At 65.9% G+C, this 16,597-nt stretch carries 17 protein-coding genes; 13 read left to right on the top strand and 4 right to left on the bottom strand.

The window, feature by feature from the left end; translation table 11 throughout:
- Positions 1-4 precede the first annotated feature (4 nt).
- The 7 genes from AC1DNF_RS19325 (at position 5) to AC1DNF_RS19295 (ending at position 7,434) form a co-directional block, all read left to right on the top strand.
- On the top strand, positions 5-1,282 hold the full coding sequence (locus AC1DNF_RS19325) for a biosynthetic peptidoglycan transglycosylase (RefSeq protein ID WP_478150222.1): 1,278 nt from the start codon (positions 5-7) through the stop codon (positions 1,280-1,282).
- A 99-nt stretch (positions 1,283-1,381) separates the two neighbouring features.
- Positions 1,382-2,491, top strand: a complete 1,110-nt coding sequence (locus AC1DNF_RS19320; RefSeq protein ID WP_478150221.1) for an ABC transporter ATP-binding protein — start codon at positions 1,382-1,384, stop codon at positions 2,489-2,491.
- Positions 2,492-2,568: 77 nt separating this feature from the next.
- Entirely contained in the window at positions 2,569-3,840 is a 1,272-nt protein-coding gene (locus AC1DNF_RS19315) for an ABC transporter substrate-binding protein (RefSeq protein ID WP_478150220.1), read from the top strand.
- A 90-nt stretch (positions 3,841-3,930) separates the two neighbouring features.
- Positions 3,931-4,839, top strand: coding sequence for an ABC transporter permease (locus AC1DNF_RS19310; protein ID WP_478150219.1), 909 nt, complete (start codon positions 3,931-3,933; stop codon positions 4,837-4,839).
- A 2-nt stretch (positions 4,840-4,841) separates the two neighbouring features.
- Complete coding sequence (locus tag AC1DNF_RS19305; protein ID WP_478150218.1) at positions 4,842-5,729, top strand: ABC transporter permease; 888 nt, start codon at positions 4,842-4,844, stop codon at positions 5,727-5,729.
- A gap of 6 nt (positions 5,730-5,735) precedes the next feature.
- Positions 5,736-6,470: an aspartate/glutamate racemase family protein gene (locus AC1DNF_RS19300; RefSeq protein WP_478150217.1), complete on the top strand. Its 735-nt coding sequence runs from the start codon at positions 5,736-5,738 to the stop codon at positions 6,468-6,470.
- Positions 6,471-6,528: 58 nt separating this feature from the next.
- Positions 6,529-7,434 carry a pirin family protein gene (locus tag AC1DNF_RS19295; RefSeq protein ID WP_478150216.1) on the top strand — a complete coding sequence of 302 codons (906 nt, stop codon included), beginning with the start codon at positions 6,529-6,531 and terminating at the stop codon, positions 7,432-7,434.
- Positions 7,435-7,452: 18 nt separating this feature from the next.
- Here AC1DNF_RS19295 and AC1DNF_RS19290 read toward each other — a convergent pair whose 3' ends face one another.
- The gene (locus tag AC1DNF_RS19290; RefSeq protein ID WP_478150215.1) at positions 7,453-8,088 is read right to left on the bottom strand and encodes a flavin reductase family protein; all 636 of its coding nucleotides are present in this window, start codon (positions 8,086-8,088) and stop codon (positions 7,453-7,455) included.
- A gap of 182 nt (positions 8,089-8,270) precedes the next feature.
- Between AC1DNF_RS19290 and AC1DNF_RS19285 the strand changes: the two genes are divergently transcribed.
- On the top strand, positions 8,271-8,852 hold the full coding sequence (locus AC1DNF_RS19285; RefSeq protein ID WP_478150214.1) for a Spy/CpxP family protein refolding chaperone: 582 nt from the start codon (positions 8,271-8,273) through the stop codon (positions 8,850-8,852).
- Between the two features lie 79 nt (positions 8,853-8,931).
- On the opposite strand, the gene AC1DNF_RS19280 is transcribed toward AC1DNF_RS19285, so the two are convergent.
- Positions 8,932-9,360, bottom strand: coding sequence for a serine/threonine protein kinase (locus AC1DNF_RS19280; RefSeq protein WP_478150213.1), 429 nt, complete (start codon positions 9,358-9,360; stop codon positions 8,932-8,934).
- 265 nt (positions 9,361-9,625) lie between these two features.
- Here AC1DNF_RS19280 and AC1DNF_RS19275 point away from each other — a divergent pair, with 265 nt between their 5' ends.
- The 4 genes from AC1DNF_RS19275 to AC1DNF_RS19260 all read left to right on the top strand — a co-directional run bounded on the left by AC1DNF_RS19275 (position 9,626) and on the right by AC1DNF_RS19260 (position 14,028).
- On the top strand, positions 9,626-10,357 hold the full coding sequence (locus AC1DNF_RS19275) for an endonuclease/exonuclease/phosphatase family protein (protein WP_478150292.1): 732 nt from the start codon (positions 9,626-9,628) through the stop codon (positions 10,355-10,357).
- Positions 10,358-10,373: 16 nt separating this feature from the next.
- Positions 10,374-11,603 carry a cardiolipin synthase ClsB gene (gene clsB / locus AC1DNF_RS19270; RefSeq protein ID WP_478150212.1) on the top strand — a complete coding sequence of 410 codons (1,230 nt, stop codon included), beginning with the start codon at positions 10,374-10,376 and terminating at the stop codon, positions 11,601-11,603.
- Positions 11,603-12,595 (top strand): lysylphosphatidylglycerol synthase domain-containing protein, encoded by a 993-nt coding sequence (locus AC1DNF_RS19265; RefSeq protein ID WP_478150211.1) that lies wholly within the window; start codon positions 11,603-11,605, stop codon positions 12,593-12,595. The genes clsB and AC1DNF_RS19265 overlap by 1 nt, the downstream gene beginning before the upstream one ends.
- 92 nt (positions 12,596-12,687) lie before the next feature.
- Complete coding sequence (locus AC1DNF_RS19260) at positions 12,688-14,028, top strand: UdgX family uracil-DNA binding protein (protein WP_478150210.1); 1,341 nt, start codon at positions 12,688-12,690, stop codon at positions 14,026-14,028.
- A gap of 4 nt (positions 14,029-14,032) precedes the next feature.
- Here AC1DNF_RS19260 and AC1DNF_RS19255 read toward each other — a convergent pair whose 3' ends face one another.
- Positions 14,033-14,632, bottom strand: coding sequence for an acyloxyacyl hydrolase (locus AC1DNF_RS19255; protein WP_478150291.1), 600 nt, complete (start codon positions 14,630-14,632; stop codon positions 14,033-14,035).
- Between the two features lie 178 nt (positions 14,633-14,810).
- On the opposite strand from AC1DNF_RS19255, the gene AC1DNF_RS19250 reads away from it, so the two are divergent.
- Complete coding sequence (locus AC1DNF_RS19250) at positions 14,811-15,266, top strand: polyhydroxyalkanoate granule-associated phasin (RefSeq protein WP_478150209.1); 456 nt, start codon at positions 14,811-14,813, stop codon at positions 15,264-15,266.
- A 29-nt stretch (positions 15,267-15,295) separates the two neighbouring features.
- On the opposite strand, the gene AC1DNF_RS19245 is transcribed toward AC1DNF_RS19250, so the two are convergent.
- Positions 15,296-16,486: a metallophosphoesterase gene (locus AC1DNF_RS19245; RefSeq protein WP_478150208.1), complete on the bottom strand. Its 1,191-nt coding sequence runs from the start codon at positions 16,484-16,486 to the stop codon at positions 15,296-15,298.
- Positions 16,487-16,597: the final 111 nt, after the last annotated feature.

Below are 16,597 nucleotides of genomic sequence, written 5' to 3'. Positions count from 1 at the left end.
ACATTTGAAAAAAGCGCTACTTTTCCTCCTTTTCCTGGCCCTGGCCCTGGTGCTGACGGCGGGCGTCGCCGTTTACCTCGTGCTGAAGCTGGCGCTGGCGCCCGGCCCCGACGAATGGCCGGCGCGCGTCAAGGCCGGGCCGCTCACCCTCGACGTCGGCGTCCCGACCGTCATCCGTCTGGCCACCTCCTCGTGGTTTGCGCCATGGCTCGAAGGCCGCACGATGGAAACCGAGCACGGCAGCCTTCGTTTCGGATGGAGCGAGACCACCAACACGCTCGAAATGCGCTGCGCGCCCTGCAGCGCATCGGCGCCCTCCCTAGGCAGCGCGCCGATCCGCCTGGAGAGCCTGCGCATCACCGCCCATCGCGACGCCGGCACGCTCAGCGGCGTGCTCGAGGCAGCACCCGCTGCAGCGCTTCCCCTGACGCCCACCGGCGCGGTCGACCCGTTGCTGCGCGCGCGCTGGGAGGGCCGGCTGTCGCAGAAATCGCTGCAGCTCAACTTCGACGCGCCGGAAGCACCGATCGCGCGCTGGTACGCGGTGCTGGCACCCTCCCTGCCCGAGCTGCAGCGCGCACGCGTCGGCGGCACGCTGGCGGTGCGGGCGCAGCTCGCATTGCCGGCGGGCACCTTCGCCCTGCATCCGCAGATCGGGCAATTCACCGTCGAGGGCCTCGGCACCGAGGCGATGCTCAATGCGCGCAGCAGCTGCGGCGCCCCGGCTCGCCTCGCCACCGACAGCTGGCTGGCACGCGCCGTGATCGCCGCGGAAGACCAGCGCTTCTTCACCCATCCAGGCTACGACCTCGTCGAACTGACGGCGTCCCTCGAGGCCAATCAGAAGGCCCGGCAGGTCGAACGCGGCGGCAGCACGCTCACGCAGCAGCTCGCCCGGCTGCTGGTGACGGGCAGCGAACGCAGCGCCGAGCGCAAGCTGCGCGAGCTGCTCTACGCGGTCGAGATGGAGCAGACGCTGGGCAAGGCGCGCATCCTTCAGCTCTACCTGGACAACGCGCCGTGGGGCGCCGACCTGTGCGGCGCCGAGCCGGCCGCACGCCGCTACTTCAGGCGCGCCGCGCGCAACCTCGAACCGGCCCAGGCGGTCTGGCTCGCCGCCATGCTGAACAACCCGGCAGCCGCGGTCGAGAAATGGCAGCGCGACGGCAACATCGACCCGGAGCGCGCCAAGTGGGTGGCAGAGGGCGTGCGCGGCATCACCCGGGCCCAGCGCGATGCGCTGCTCAGGAGCGTCGCGAACGCGCGCTTCGCACCACCTTGACGAGTTGGCCCAAGGGCCGCCGCCCTTGCGCCGAATTGGTGCGCCGGCGCCCTCCCGATGGCCGGGATCGCTGGCACATGTCTTGCGAAAGCATCCTCAATGGATGCCGTCTCCGCCCCACCGCCCGCAGCCGTTGAAATCGTTGCATTGACGAAGTGCTACGCCGCCGGCTCGCCGGCAGCCGTCGACCAGATCGACCTGCGCATCGCCAGCGGCAGCTACTGCTGCCTGCTCGGGCCTTCGGGCTGCGGCAAGAGCACCACGCTGCGCATGGTGGCGGGACATGAATCGGTCTCGGGCGGCGACATCCTCCTGGACAACCGCAACATCACCAACCTGCCCGCCGCGGCGCGCGGCACGGCGATGATGTTCCAGAGCTTCGCCCTGTTCCCGCACCTCTCGGCGCTCGACAACGTGGCCTTCAGCCTCAAGATGAAGGGCGTCTCGAAGACCGAGCGCCACAAGCGGGCCAGGAACCTGCTCGAGCGCGTCGCGATGGGGCACCTGGCCGAGCGCAAGCCCGGCGAGCTGTCCGGCGGCCAGCAGCAACGCGTGGCGCTGGCACGCGCCCTCATCACCGAGCCCCGCGTGCTGCTGCTGGACGAACCGCTCTCCGCACTCGACCCCTTCCTGCGCATCCAGATGCGCGCCGAACTGCGCCGTTGGCAGAAGGAACTGGGCCTGACCTTCATTCACGTCACGCACTCGCAGGAAGAGGCGATGGCGCTCGCCGACACGATGGTCGTGATGAACCACGGCCTGATCGAGCAGGTCGGCTCGCCCTACGAGGTCTACAACCATCCCGCCAGCGAGTTCGTGGCCCGCTTCATGGGCGGGCACAACGTGTTCGCCGTGCCCGAAGGGCTGATCGCGGTGCGCAATGACCATATGCGGATCGCGCCCGCCGGCGCCGTCCACGGCGACATCGGCGTCGCCGCCCATGTGACCGATGTCGAGTACCAGGGCACCTATGTGCTGCTCGGTCTGCGGCTCACCGGCGCGCGGCCGGAGCGCAGCAGTGTGTCGGTGCTGCTGTCGGAGAAGGTCTTCGTGGTCCATCCCTATGCCGTGGGCGACAGCGTGCGGCTGTCATGGGCCGAGGCAGACGCCCGCCCGCTGGGGCCGGGCGCCGTCCGCCCGAGTGCCCGCTCCGCCCCACCGCCGTCGCGCGGCGAGCCGATGTCCGCGTGGGCTGCGATGGCGGCCTGAGCAGACCCCGCCGCGTAGCGCTCTCGCCACTTCTTCTTCCTTCTTCTTCTTCATCACCGCCTCCCAGGAGACCACCCATGTCCAAGAAAATCGAACACTCCTCCACCGGCGTGCAGCGCCGCACGCTGCTGCAGGGCACGGCAGGCATTCTCGCGTCGGGCGTCTTCCCCGCCATCCATGCGCAGGAAAAGATCGTGCTGCGCTACCTGGGCACCGCGGTCAACCAGGACAAGGCGATCGCCGACAAGTTCAAGGCCGACACCGGCATCGAGATCCAGTACGTGGCCGTCACCACCGACGACGTCACCAAGCGCGCCGTGACCGCGCCCAACAGCTTCGACCTGATCGACACCGAGTACTTCTCGCTCAAGAAGATCGTGCCCACCGGCAACCTCAAGGGCATCGACACGAAACGCGTGAAGAACGCCGACAAGATCACCTCGCTGTTCACCAAGGGCGAAGTCGCCGGCAAGAAGGTGGGCGACCAGGGCACGGCGCCGATCAAGACGATCTATCTCGAAGGCGAAAAGAGCAAGGTGTTCGCGAAGTCGCCGACCCAGTTCATGTCGCTGATCCCGACCACCTACAACGCCGATACGCTCGGCATCCGCCCGGACCTGATCAAGCGCCCCATCAGTTCGTGGGCCGAACTCCTCAACCCCGAGTTCAAGGGGAAGGCGGCGATCCTCAACATCCCGTCGATCGGCATCATGGACGCCGCGATGGTGGTGGAAGCCAAGGGCATCCACAAGTACGCCGACAAGGGCAACATGACGAAGGCCGAGATCGACCTCACCATCAAGACCTTGATCGAAGCGAAGAAGGCGGGGCAGTTCCGGGCGCTGTGGAAGGACTTCAACGAATCGGTCAACCTGATGTCCTCGGGCGAAGTGGTGATCCAGTCGATGTGGTCGCCCGCCGTCACGGCCGTGCGCACGAAGGGCATCGATTGCGTGTTCCAGCCGCTCAAGGAAGGCTATCGCGCCTGGGCCTCGGGCTTCGGCCTGCCCGCCACGCTCTCCGGCAAGAAGCTCGATGGCGCCTACGAGTTCATCAACTGGTTCCTCGACGGCTGGGCCGGCGCGTATCTCAACCGCCAGGGCTACTACAGCGCTGTGCTGGACACCGCCAAGGCCAAGATGGAAGCCTACGAGTGGGCCTACTGGATGGAAGGCAAGCCCGCCGCGCAGGACATCAAGAGTCCGCAGGGCACCGTGATCGCGAAGGCAGGCTCGGTACGCGACGGCGGAAGCTATGAAGAGCGCATGGGCGGCATTGCCTGCTGGAACGCGGTGATGGACGAGAACGAGTACATGGTGCGCAAGTGGAACGAGTTCGTCGCGGCCTGACGGCCGTCATCTGCTCTAATGACGACGGATACGCCCGCCGCCCTCGCCCCGACCCTCTCCCGAAGCGAGAGGGAATCCGGGGCCGGGAACATGAGCGCCGACACCAAGGCAACGACATCCCCGGCCGGCGCCACCAGGGCCTGGTGGCAGGCGGCGCCGTTCGCGCTCGTCTTCCTGCTCTTCTTTCTGGTCCCCCTGGCGCTGATCGCGATGGTCAGCCTCTGGAACTTCAACGAATACGAGCTGATCCCGGCGATCACACTGCGCAACTACTTCAGCATCTTCGAGGGCTGCTCGCACCTCACCGACAACGGCGACTTCTGCGTCACGCTGTCGACCTACATCAGCACACTCAAGTTTTGCTTGCTGGTCTGGGGCATCACGCTGCTCATCGGCTTCGCGGTGGCGTACTTCCTCGCGTTCCACGTGCGCTCGCCGGGCATCCAGACCCTGCTCTTCGTGCTGTGCACGGTGCCCTTCTGGACTTCGAACGTGATCCGGATGATCTCGTGGGTGCCGCTGCTGGGGCGCAACGGGCTGGTCAACCAGGCGCTGGTCGGCGCGGGGCTGGTGGATAGCCCGGTCGAGTGGCTGCTCTTCTCCGACTTCTCCGTGGTTCTGGCCTTCGTTCATCTCTACACGATGTTCATGATCGTGCCGATCTTCAATTCGATGATGCGCATCGACCGATCGCTGCTGGAGGCCGCCAGCGACTCCGGCGCCTCCGGCTGGCAGACGCTGTGGAACGTGATCGTGCCGCTCTCGCGCACCGGCATCCTGATCGGCTCGATCTTCGTCATCACCATCGTCATGGGCGACTTCGTCACCATCGGGGTGATGGGCGGCCAGCAGATTGCCTCGATCGGCAAGATCATCCAGGTCCAGACCTCCTACCTGCAGTTCCCGCTGGCAGCGGCCAACGCGATGATCCTGCTGGCCGTGGTGCTGATGATCATCTGGGGGCTGACGCGCCTGGTCGACATCCGGAAGGAACTCTGAGCATGAGCATGCGCCCGGGCGAACAGCGCAGCCCCGGCTTCTGGCCGCTGGCGATCGTCTTCGCGCTGTTCGTGATCTTCCTCTACGGCCCGATGATCACGATCTTCGTGCTGAGCTTCCAGGGCCCCGATGGCGGCCTCACCTTTCCGCTGCGCGGCGTCTCGCTGTACTGGTTCCACAAGCTCGCCGAAGGTCTGGGCACGGTCGACATCGGCGCGGCGTTCCGGCGCTCGCTGATGCTGGGCGCAGTCGTGATGGCCTTCACCGTGGTGCTCTCGGTGCTGGCCGGCCTCGCCTTCCGCAAGCGGCTCAAGGGCGGCAACGCACTCTTCTTCATCACGGTGGCGAGCCTGATCATGCCGTCCATCATCGTGTCGCTCGGCATCGGCCTTCAATTCCGCCTGCTCGACACCGGCATCAAGGCTTCGCTCGCCTCACTGGGCGCGACCGACATGCTCGAGAACTACGGCACGGCCCTGGGTCTGCTGACATCCGCGCTGGGCGCCCACCTGACGTGGACGCTGCCCTTCGGCCTGCTGATCATGTTCGCCGTCTTCAACCGCTTCAACCCCGCCTATGAAGAGGCCGCCCGCGACCTCGGCGCGACGCCCTGGCAGAGCTTCTGCCACGTGGTGCTCCCGCTGATCGGCCCTTCCGTGGTCGGCATCGGGATGTTCGGCTTCACGCTGAGCTGGGATGAGATCGCGCGCACTTCTCAGGCCATCGGCGATGTCAACACCCTGCCGCTCGAGCTGCAAGGACTGACCTCGACCGTGACCACGCCTTCGATCTACGCGCTCGGCACTGTGACCACCATCGTCTCCTTCGCCGTCATGGCCGTCGCACTCGGCACCGCCGCCCTGCTGCGCCGGCGTGCCAGCCGCCGCTGAGGCTCCATGGTCCGCCTGCTGGTCATCAATCCCAACACCTCCGCCTCGGTCAGTGCGCTGTTGCAGCGGCACTTGCAGGCCGAGGGAGGCGGCGCGCTGGATGTGAATGCGGCCACCGCGCGCTTCGGCGCACCCTACATCTCCTGCGAGGCGACCTACGCGGTCGCCCAACATGCAGTGCTCGATGCGTGGGCTTCCAGCCAGGTCCATGACGCGCGTCCCGACGCCGTGCTGATCGGCTGCTTCGGCGACCCGGGGCTCTTCGCACTGCGGGAGGGCTGCGGTGTGCCGGTCAGCGGACTGGCGGAGGCGGCCTTCATTTCAGCGGCCAGGCACGGCCGCTTCGCCGTGGTGACGGGCGGCGAGCGCTGGCAGCCCATGCTGGAGCGCCTCGCGCATGCGCTCGGCCATGCGCCACTGCTCGCCGGCATCCACACGGTGGCGCCGACCGGCGCGCAACTGGCGGCCGACCCGGCGGGCGCTCGGGCCTTGCTGGCCGAGGCCTGCCAAGAGGCGGCATCGCGCTTCGACGCACAGGTGGTGATTCTCGGCGGCGCCGGGCTCGCGGGCATGGCCGGCGACATCGCCGGCAGCGTGCCAGTGCCGCTGATCGACAGCGTGAGCGCCGGCGCCGAATGGGCACTGCAGGCCACACGCTTCGCAACACCCGGCGCAGCCACCCCCCGAGGTTTTGGCGTCGCCTGGCAAAACGTCTCCTGGGAACTCGAAGCGCTTCGCTGAGCCGAGGCCGGCGTCCCCACCCGTAGCGCGGTCGTCCGGTCCGTGCCACCATGCACGGATGAGCACGCAAAACCACGCCCACCCTTCGCACGCCGTCGAGCCGATTTCACTCGTTCGGCCCCGTGGCATCGACCAGATCGTCGCCGGCGTCTCCACCAGCGATGGCGACGGCGTCAAGCTCACGCGGGTGCTGCACCAGACGCTGCAGCAGAGACTCGACCCCTACCTGATGCTGGACGCCTTCGGCAGCGACAACCCGGGCGACTACATCGGCGGCTTCCCGAACCACCCGCACCGCGGCTTCGAGACGGTGACCTACATGATTGCCGGCCGCATGCGCCACCGTGACAGCGCCGGCCATGAAGGCCTGCTGTCGAACGGCGGCGTCCAGTGGATGACGGCCGGCCGCGGCCTCGTGCACAGCGAACTGCCCGAGCAGGAAGAAGGCCTGATGGAGGGCTTCCAGCTCTGGCTCAACCTGCCGGCCAAGGACAAGATGCGCAAGCCCTGGTATCGCGACATCCAGAGTGAAGAGATCCCCGAATTCACCACCCCGGCGGGCGTGCATGTGCGTGTGATCGCGGGCGCGAGCCATGGCGTTGTCGGCGCGATGCAGCGCGAGCATACCGAGCCGCTCTACCTCGACCTCAGCTTTCCGCCGGGCGCGGAGTTCGCGCAGCCGCTGCCGGACAATCACAATGCACTGGTCTATGTGTTTCGCGAGTCGCTCTACATCGGCAGCAGCGAGATACCGACCAAGCGCATGGCGATCCTCGCCAACGAACCGGACAGCGACGGTGTGGTGCTGCGCGCGCCCGCTTCCAATCACAGCCCGGCGCGCGCGCTGCTGATCGCCGGCAAGCCGCTGCGCGAGCCGATCGCGCAATACGGCCCCTTCGTGATGAACACGCGCGAGGAGATCACCCAGGCCGTGCACGACTTCCAGAACGGCAAGCTGGGCTGAACGCCCACCCGGCCCGAACTAGAGTTCGTCGATCGGCGTCTGCCGCTGTGCCGGCGAGTCATCGCCGGAGATCGCAAAGCGGTCGCGCGTACGCACGTAGAAGCTGGCGCCGAAACGCCCGACCGGGTGGTAGTTTTCGAGGCGCACTCGCCATTGCTGGCTGTCCACCAGGCCGTCGCGCGCATGCAGCCACAGCACGCGGCCGATGAAGATCTGGCGGCTGGCCGTCTCCAGCGTCTCCCACAACACGCATTCGAACGCTACCGGCGCCTCCACGATGCAGGGAGGCGCAACCGCCTTCGATGGAGACGCCCTCAGGCCGACGCGCTCCAGCTCGCTCACATCGGGCGACATACGCTCGCCGCAGCGGTGCATCTGCGTGGCCATCGCCTCATCCGTCAGGTGGACCACGAATTCGCGCGTCCGCACGATGTTCTGCGCCGTGTCCTTGAGCTGGCCGTCGTCGAGCCGATTGACGCTGATCATCACGATCGGCGGCTCCTCGCCCAGCATATTGAACATGCTGAAGGGCGCCGCGTTCACCACGCCGGTGGGGCCCAATGTCGTGACCAGTGCGATCGGCCGCGGCACGATCAGGCTGGCCATGAGCTTGTAGCGCTGGTGTTCGGTGAGGGTGCTGAAGTCGATGTCCATGGCGTGAATTGTCACGAAGCACTGCATATCCCATGCCATCGAACGACGCCACTGCCAAGGGGCCCGATTCATCTATCTTTACGCGCGCTCACGCCGGACTCACGCTCGCGAAACACAGTGCTTCCACACTTGCCTCACCTGCTGCCAATCGGTGGCAGGCTTCTTCGAAAGGAAGCACTCTCATGAATACCGTTCGCACCACAACCGGCAAGGGCCTTTTGTTGGCTGCCCTGCTGGCCAGCGCAACCTTCGCCTCCTCCGGCGCCTTCGCGCAAGCGCCCCAGGCATCGACGACTGCCCCCACGCCGCCCGCGGCCGAGGCCCAGGCCGTCGCGCCAGATCAGGGCAAGCACATGCGGCACACGGGCGCCGACCGCGAGAAGCGCTTCGAGCACATGCAGCAGCGCCGTGCCCAGCACATGGCCGCGTTGAAGGAAAAGCTCAAGCTGACACCGGCACAGGAGGGCGCATGGAGCACCTTTGCCGAAGCGCAACGCCCGCCCGTCCGTCCTGGGGCCGGTGAACCGAGCTTCGACCGCGGGGAGTTCGCCAAGCTGACGACACCGCAACGCCTTGAACGCATGCAGGCCCGCCAAGCCGAGCGCAGCGCGATGTTCGCGAAGCGCGCCGACGCGACGCGCAGCTTCTACGCGACGCTGTCGCCGCAACAGCAGAAGACCTTCGATGCCGAATCGATGATGCCTTTCGGTCATGGAGAACACGGCGAGCACCATCGTCACGGCCCGGCCCCCACCAAGGGCTGATTCGTCCTCCGCCCATTGAATAGCCCGCGATGCTTGAGCGCCGCGGGCTTTTCTTCGTCAGGCGATGCGTGATCGCTGCCTACTGCGGCGTACCTGTGCGGTCGCTAGGGTTGGTCGGCACTTCCGGGCGTTCGCCGCGCTGGCCGAATTGCGGCTTCTGCTTACGGGCTTCCTGGCTCACTTCCATGCGCGACATCTCTCCGGTCGGTTGCGGCACTGCGTTCGGCTGATTGTTGACGGTCGTCGAGGCCTCGCCCTTGGGGACAGGATTGTTGGCGTTGTTGCGGTTGTGGGCACGCGCCTCGGCGCGGACCGCCGCGCGCGAGGCCGGAGCGCTCCCATCCGGTCGCTGCGTCGGGTTCGCCACGCCCGACGGTGCCCTGGTGCTGGCCTGGCCGCCTGCCGACGGGTCGGGCTGCGCCGGGATGGCGCTCGTTTGGGCCAGGGTGGCGGTCGCCAGACCCATCAGCCCCGCGAATACGGTCGATGCGAAAAGTCCTTGCTTCATGGTGGTTCCTTGCGTCTCTGGTTTCGATGGATTCCGAGCCTTTTCCACGAGCTCTGGATTCACCGTAGGAGTGCCTCATCCCGACCCTTGTGGGGATGGGGCAGCCATCCCTGTAGGAACCGGCCGCCGCCCGGCGCAGGCCGGCGCATGAGGTGGCGCGTTCCTACAGCCACGGCTCACTCGGCGACTTACAACAGCATTCGTGAAGCCCTCCTCCCATCCCAGTGCCGTGACGGTCGTTCCAACTTCGACTTCCCTGAAGGTGATGACCGTGAATACCCACAAGGGCTTCACGGCGCTCAACCGCAAGTTCATCCTGCCGGAGTTGCGGGAAGCGGTGCGCACCGTCGGTGCGGATGTCGTGTTTCTCCAGGAAGTGCTCGGCACCCATTCGCGTCACTCGCGCAAGATCGACAACTGGCCCGAGGCGCCGCACTATGAATTCCTGGCCGACACCATGTGGCCGCAGTTCGCCTACGGACGCAATGCCGTCTACCCCAAAGGGCACCATGGCAATGCCGTGCTGTCGAAATTCCCCATCGTTCATTTCAGGAACCATGATGTGACGATCACCGGTCCCGAGAAGCGCGGACTGCTGCATTGCGTGCTACGCCTGCCCAGCCGTCCCGTCGACGTGCACGTGATCTGCGTGCACCTGGGTCTGGCGGAAGCGCACCGCGTTCAGCAACTCGATCTGCTCTGCCACATCGTGCGCGACGAGGTGCCTTCGGACGCGCCGCTGGTGGTGGCGGGCGACTTCAACGACTGGCGCGGCCGCGCGCACCAGATCCTGGAAGAAGGCGCCTCGCTGAGGGAGGTCTTCGTGCAGGCCAACGGCAGCGCGGCAAAGACTTTTCCCGCGCGTTTTCCGCTTCTTTCCCTCGACCGCATCTACGTGCGCAACGCGGGCGTGCATGCGCCGGTGGTGCTTCCGCGCAAGCCCTGGTCGCATCTGTCCGACCATGCGCCGCTGGTGGCGGAAATCGAACTGCCATGAAGGCACGCAGATCAACATGAACCAGCGCTGGATTGGAGGCAATCGCATCGAGTTGCTCGAAAACGGCGAGCAATTCTTTCCGCGCGTGTTCGATGCGATACGCGAGGCCCATCGTGAAGTGGTCGTGGAAACCTTCATCCTCTTCGAGGACAAGGTCGGCAGCGAGCTTCACGCGGTCATGCGCTCCGCGGCGCTGCGGGGCGTCAAGGTGGACATCATGGTCGATGGCTTCGGCTCGCCGGACCTGTCGCCCGAGTTCATCGATGGCCTGGTTTCCGCAGGTGTGAGGCTGCGCGTCTTCGACCCAGCCAGGCGCCTCTTCGGTCAGAGGCTCAATGTCTTTCGCCGGATGCACCGCAAGCTCGTGGTTGTCGACGGCTCACGCGCCTTCGTGGGCGGCATCAACTATGCCGCCGATCACCTGATGGATTTCGGCCCCAAGGCCAAGCAGGACTATGCGGTCGAACTCGCGGGCCCGATTGTTTCGGAGATCCATCGCTTCGTCCTGCAAGCAATCGCGATCGGCGGCAAGGGGCCCGGATGGTTCCGGCGACGGCTGCGGGCCGTGCAACCCGAAGACAATGCACCCACAGGCGGGGCCGAGGTGCAATTCGTGACACGCGACAACCGGCGGCACACCAACGACATCGAGCGCCACTACCGGGCCGCCATACGCAGTGCACGGCAGCGCATTGTGATCGCCAACGCCTACTTCTTTCCGGGCTACCAGCTGATCAAGGAAATGCGGCGCGCCGCCCGGCGCGGCGTCGACGTGCGCCTGGTCTTGCAGGGAGAGCCGGACATGCCCATCGTCAAGGCGGCGGCCAGCATGCTCTATCACCATCTGCTGCATGCGGGCGTCCACATCTACGAGTATCGGGAGCGGCCGCTGCATGGCAAGGTCGCCCTGGTGGACGACCAATGGAGCACCGTGGGCTCGAGCAATCTCGATCCCCTCAGCCTGTCGCTGAACCTGGAGGCCAACGTGATCGTTCGCGACAAGGCCTTCAATCAGACGCTCTGGGCCCGTCTCGATGACCTGATGCGCCACGGCTGCACCAAAATCGAAGCGTCGGATCTCACCGAGTGGAGCGGGTGGCGACTGGTGCGCAGCTTTCTCATCTTTCATCTGCTGCGCTGGTATCCATCCTGGGCGGGCTGGCTGCCGCGCCACGCACCTCGGATCGAGCCGCTCGAAGCGCCGCAGCCTCGCCCCGGCGGTGCGACACGCACGGATATCGCGTAATGACACCGTGGCAAGCGACGCGCGCCGGTCCCGCGCCTGCTGGACCATCTCGCGCCTGGTGGCCTTGGGTGAAGCGTATCGGGACCTGGGTCTTCTTCGGACTCGTCGCATGGCTGCTCGTGGAACAAGCCCGCATGATCGACTGGCACGATGTGCTCGGTTCGGTGCGCGAGATTCCACCGGCGATGCTGCTCAAGGCAGGCGTCCTGGCCGCCTGCAGTTTCGCGCTCTACAGCACCTACGACCTGCTGGGGCGACATATGACAGGCCACGGCCTGCGCAACCGCACGGTGATGGGTGTCGCCCTAGTCAGCTATGCGTTCAATCTCAACCTCGGCGCGCTGGTGGGCGGCGTGGCTTTCCGATACCGCCTCTACTCGCGATGGGGACTGGACGGCAACACGATCACGCGCGTGCTCGGCTTCAGCATGCTGACCAACTGGATCGGGTACCTCGTGGTCGCGGGTGCCTCCTTCTGCTTCTGGCCCTTGTCACTGCCGCCGAACTGGGGAATCGGAAGTGATGGACTGCGCATCCTGGGTGGGGTTCTCTTGCTGGGCTCCGCGGCCTACCTGGTGTTGTGCGGCGTCGCGCGCGAGCGCATCTGGCGCATCCGCGGCCATGAGATTCAAACGCCGGCGTTGCGCATGGCCTTGCTCCAGCTCACGGTGTCCTGCGCCAACTGGTGCTTGATCGGCGGTGTGGTCTGGATGCTGCTGCAGCAACGGCCGGCCTACCCACACGTTCTTTCGGTACTGCTGGTGGCCGCCGTGGCGGGCGTTGTCGCCCACGTGCCCGCCGGACTGGGCGTGCTGGAAGCTGTGTTTGTCGCCTTGTTGTCGCATCAGGTGCCGGTGGACAGGCTTCTTGGCGCGCTGCTCGCCTACCGCGCTCTCTACTACCTGCTGCCGTTGGGCATTGCGACTTGTGTGTATCTCGGCACTGAGCTGCACGCCAGGCGACGACGACGCGGGGCGGCTCAGGCTCGCTAGCCTCGCGCACGGCCACGGCGCCAGTGCAGACCTCTCCCAATTCCGGCTCAAGGCCTACAGGCCGGGTCGGCGCAGCGCCCTAGCGTCCACTCATGCAGCATACCGTGACCCTCGAAGGCGAGATCGACTGGCCCGGCTTCCGTCGCGAAGCAAAGGCCTTTCTTGCGCGCCTGGTACCGCCCGAATGCGTCAGCTGGCACACGCGGCACAGTGCTGCAACGGACCTCTTGGCGCACGGCGCATCGCCGGCCACACATACGGGAACTGCGGTCTCCGGCAGCATGAATCCGGTGGTGCCGCGGTCCTTCATGTCGCTGTGCGAGACCGTCATCCTGCACTGCGATCCCGCGCGCTTCAGCCTCCTTTACCGTCTGCTCTGGCGCTTGGTGCACGAGCCCGATCTGCGCCGCGACCCGCTCGACGCCGACCGTATGCGGGCGCAGCACATGGCGCAGGCAGTGCGCCGCGACATGCACAGGATGAAGGCATTCGTCCGCTTTCGCGCCCTCGACGACGGCGCTGACGCGGGCCCCCTCCACGCGGCCTGGTTCGAGCCCGCGCACCACATCGTCGAGGCGGTCGCACCATTCTTCGTGCGCCGCTTCGCCCAAGTGCGCTGGGCCATCTTCACTCCCGAGCGCAGTGTGCGCTGGGATGGCAACGCCCTCCAATTCGGGCCGGGTAGCCAGAGCGCCTCGCCACTGCCAGGCGCCGGCGAGGCGCTCTGGCTGAACTACTACCGCAGCGTCTTCACCCCCCCACATCTGCGGCTTGCCATGATGGAAGAGACATCGCCTAGTCTGCCGTCCGATCCGGCGCAAGCGCTGGCAAAGCTGCGCACAGCAGCTGATCGCTGCCGTGAATGTCCCATCGGAGAGTACGCAACGCAGGCGGTCTTCGGCGAAGGGCCCGTGAACGCTACGCTGATGGTGGTGGGCGAGCAGCCCGGCGACCAGGAAGATCTGGCAGGCCGCCCCTTCGTGGGCCCGGCCGGCCAGCTGTTCGACCGGGCCATTGCGGAACTGGGTTGGTCGCGTGAAGAGCTTTACGTGACAAACGCCGTCAAGCACTTCAAGTTCGAGTTCCGCGGCAAGCGCCGCATGCACAAGACGCCGGGGCAGCGCGAGATCGCCGCTTGCCTCCATTGGCTGGAAGGCGAAATCGACCAGGTGAGGCCTCGCGCCATCATCGCGCTGGGCGCGACGGCGGCGCGCGCGCTCCTGGGGCGACCGGTCGCCGTGATGCGCGAAAGAGGGCATTGGCACACCAACGCGCGCGGCCAGCAGGTATTGGTAACGCTGCATCCTTCCGCCCTGCTGCGGGGCAACCCTGAAGCGCACGAATCCGCGTACAGGCAGTGGCTGGACGACCTCGCGCTGGCCAGCGCGTATGTCGCCGCAGCGGGGGAGCGCGCAAAGACGCGTGCCGGATGAACGCTCAAAAATGAAAAATGTAGCGCACCCGGAAAAAATTCTCACCCGGATTGGGCGTCTTGATGCCCGCATTCGAAAAGTGTTGGAACCGTATCGATACCTCATGACGGCCCTGCGAACCAAAGCTGCGTCCGACACTGAACTGCTCAGTGAACTGGAAGCGCGTGCTGAACTCGCGATCGACTGTCCGGTACAGCGAATCCATCAGTGTCCCACCCAGGCCAACCTCCACAAACCACGGGGAGGCGCCTTGGTCAAGGCGATAACGCCAGTTGGCGATCGCGCCCGCTTGGGTATAGCTGCGGTGTTCGCTACCAGTGGGCAACAGTGCGCGCCACTGGCTTACAAAGAAATCCAAATACAGAGACGAGGCGCCGCTCTCGAAAGACGAGCTGGGCGTCCATGGAACGACGGCTCCGAGCGTGACCACATCTGCATGGCTCTCGCTGCGGAACGCATGCCCGCTTTCGAAATAGAGGCCGGACGAACGGTCTTCGAAGGCTGCCGCCGCCAGGGAAAGCGAGAAGATGCCCGCGCCAAGGACGACCTTGCAGCCATGCCTGGGCCTGGGAATTCGACTGGTTACGTGATCAAGAGAGTCCATGAAGAACACGACTTTGTTGCGAGGTCCAGAAACTAGCATTTTCCCGACCGCCCAACCCCTGCCAAGTCAAATGCTGCAGCGCAGCAAAATAAGCGCGACAAGCCTATAGTTCGTCATACTCAAGCGCAGAAACCTCATGTCGCCCAGATTTCCCTCCTCCCGCTTTTTCAATCCGCTGATGCTGTGGATCGATGTCGCGCTCAAGACCAATGAGATGTTGATGTCGTCCGGGTCCGTGATCCAGGTACGTACGCAGCGCATGGCCCAGGCCGGACTGACGCCCAGCGACGCCGATGTTGCCGAAATGCAACTGATGGGCCACGAAAAACTGGAAGCAGTCACCGAATCAGGCGCGGCGATGGCAGGCCAATTGCACACGACCCAGTTCGCCCTTGTCAATCGAGCAGTGCGGCAATGGCTGGGCGGCGTGGCCGCTCTTGTTTCGATCACCACCAGCACCAATCCTGCGCAGGCTGTCACGCACGTCAACGCGTTCACCGATGCCGCAACGCGATCTGCGGCAACGCTAAGCCAACTCTCGAGCGCAGGCGCCCGCGTCGCGCAGCGGGGTCTGAAGCCCATTCACGCCAAGGCAACCTCGAACGCCCGCCGCCTCGCGCGTCCACAGGCCTGAAGCGCACAGCGCTGGCCGACCCCCGGTCCTCAGTCGGCCAGGATGAGCCTCAGCAAGGTGATTTCGGACGGCGCGCCGAATCGCTTGGGCGGCCCCCAGTAGCCTGTACCACGGCTCGTGTAGACCCACATCTCCCGTAGCTTGTGCAGTCCGGCCGTGAACGGCTGCTGCAGCGGCACGAACAGGTTCCACGGAAAGAACTGACCGCCATGCGTGTGACCCGAGAGTTGCAAGTGGTAGCCGGCCTCTGCTGCGGCAGGCGCGCTGCGAGGCTGGTGCGCGAGCAGCACACGCGTATGCACCAGAGGAGGCGCGCCACGCATGGCACCCTCCGGATCGCTCGCATGCGCCGCATCGAAATGGACCGCGGTGAAATCGGTCACGCCGGCCACCACCAACGCGCTTTCAAGAATTTCCTCATCCGTCTGTGCGCCTTTCACGTTGCGTGTCTGGAGAACGACATGTTCGTTAAGAAGCACGCACAAGCCGAGCCGGCGCAACTCGTGGACCCAGGCATGCGCACCCGCGTAGTACTCATGGTTGCCGGTCACGACGAAGGTACCGTGGCGTGCGCGCAGATTCGCCAACGGCGCGACGTGATCGCGCAATTCGCTCACCGTGCCGTCGACCAGGTCGCCCGTGATGGCAACCATGTCCGCGCTCAAGCCGTTGACCGCGTTGACGATGCGCTGGATATAGCCGCGCTTGATGGTCGGCCCGACGTGAATGTCGCTGAGCTGCGCGATCGTGAATCCATTGAGCGCGGCCGGTAGATTGCGGATCGGTACGTCGACACGCACCACGCTGGCGGTACGGCGCGCATTAAGGAAGCCGATGAGCGAGATCGCCGTTGCCATGAGCGGGACGGCCGCGGCGCTCCAGCCGAGCCAGCGCTGCCAGTCGAGCAGCGAGCCGCCGCTGGCCAATATGGCCAGCCAGGTCACCAGCAAGCCGAGGTCGCGCACCATCGTCAGGACGAACATGGACGAGAACCAGCCCATGCTCAAGAGCCCGATCCACTTCCAGCCATCGGCGAAGGCTTTTCGCCCCGACCGCATGCCGACGAAGGGCAGCGGCATCGTCGCGGCAGACACCACGAGCGCCGCCCCCAATAGCCAGGGCCAGCCCGGCGCCGCGAAGGCGGCGAGCGCAGGCAGCAGCCGCAGCCCTACATAGACGTGGAGCAGTGCTGTGAGAAGAGTCAGGGGACGGAGCGGCATGAGAGCCTGGCAAGGTGGGCAAAGCCCGGACACACCATGTGCGAGCAGAAGCTCACACATTCAAGGCGCGTGCCACATTGTGGCCGCACTCATCCATTTCCTAGCATGCGG

This window comes from Variovorax sp. 01T432, assembly GCF_056398605.1.
The sequence above is the reverse complement of the archived record's forward strand: the minus strand, read 5'-3'. Positions and strand labels throughout refer to the sequence as shown.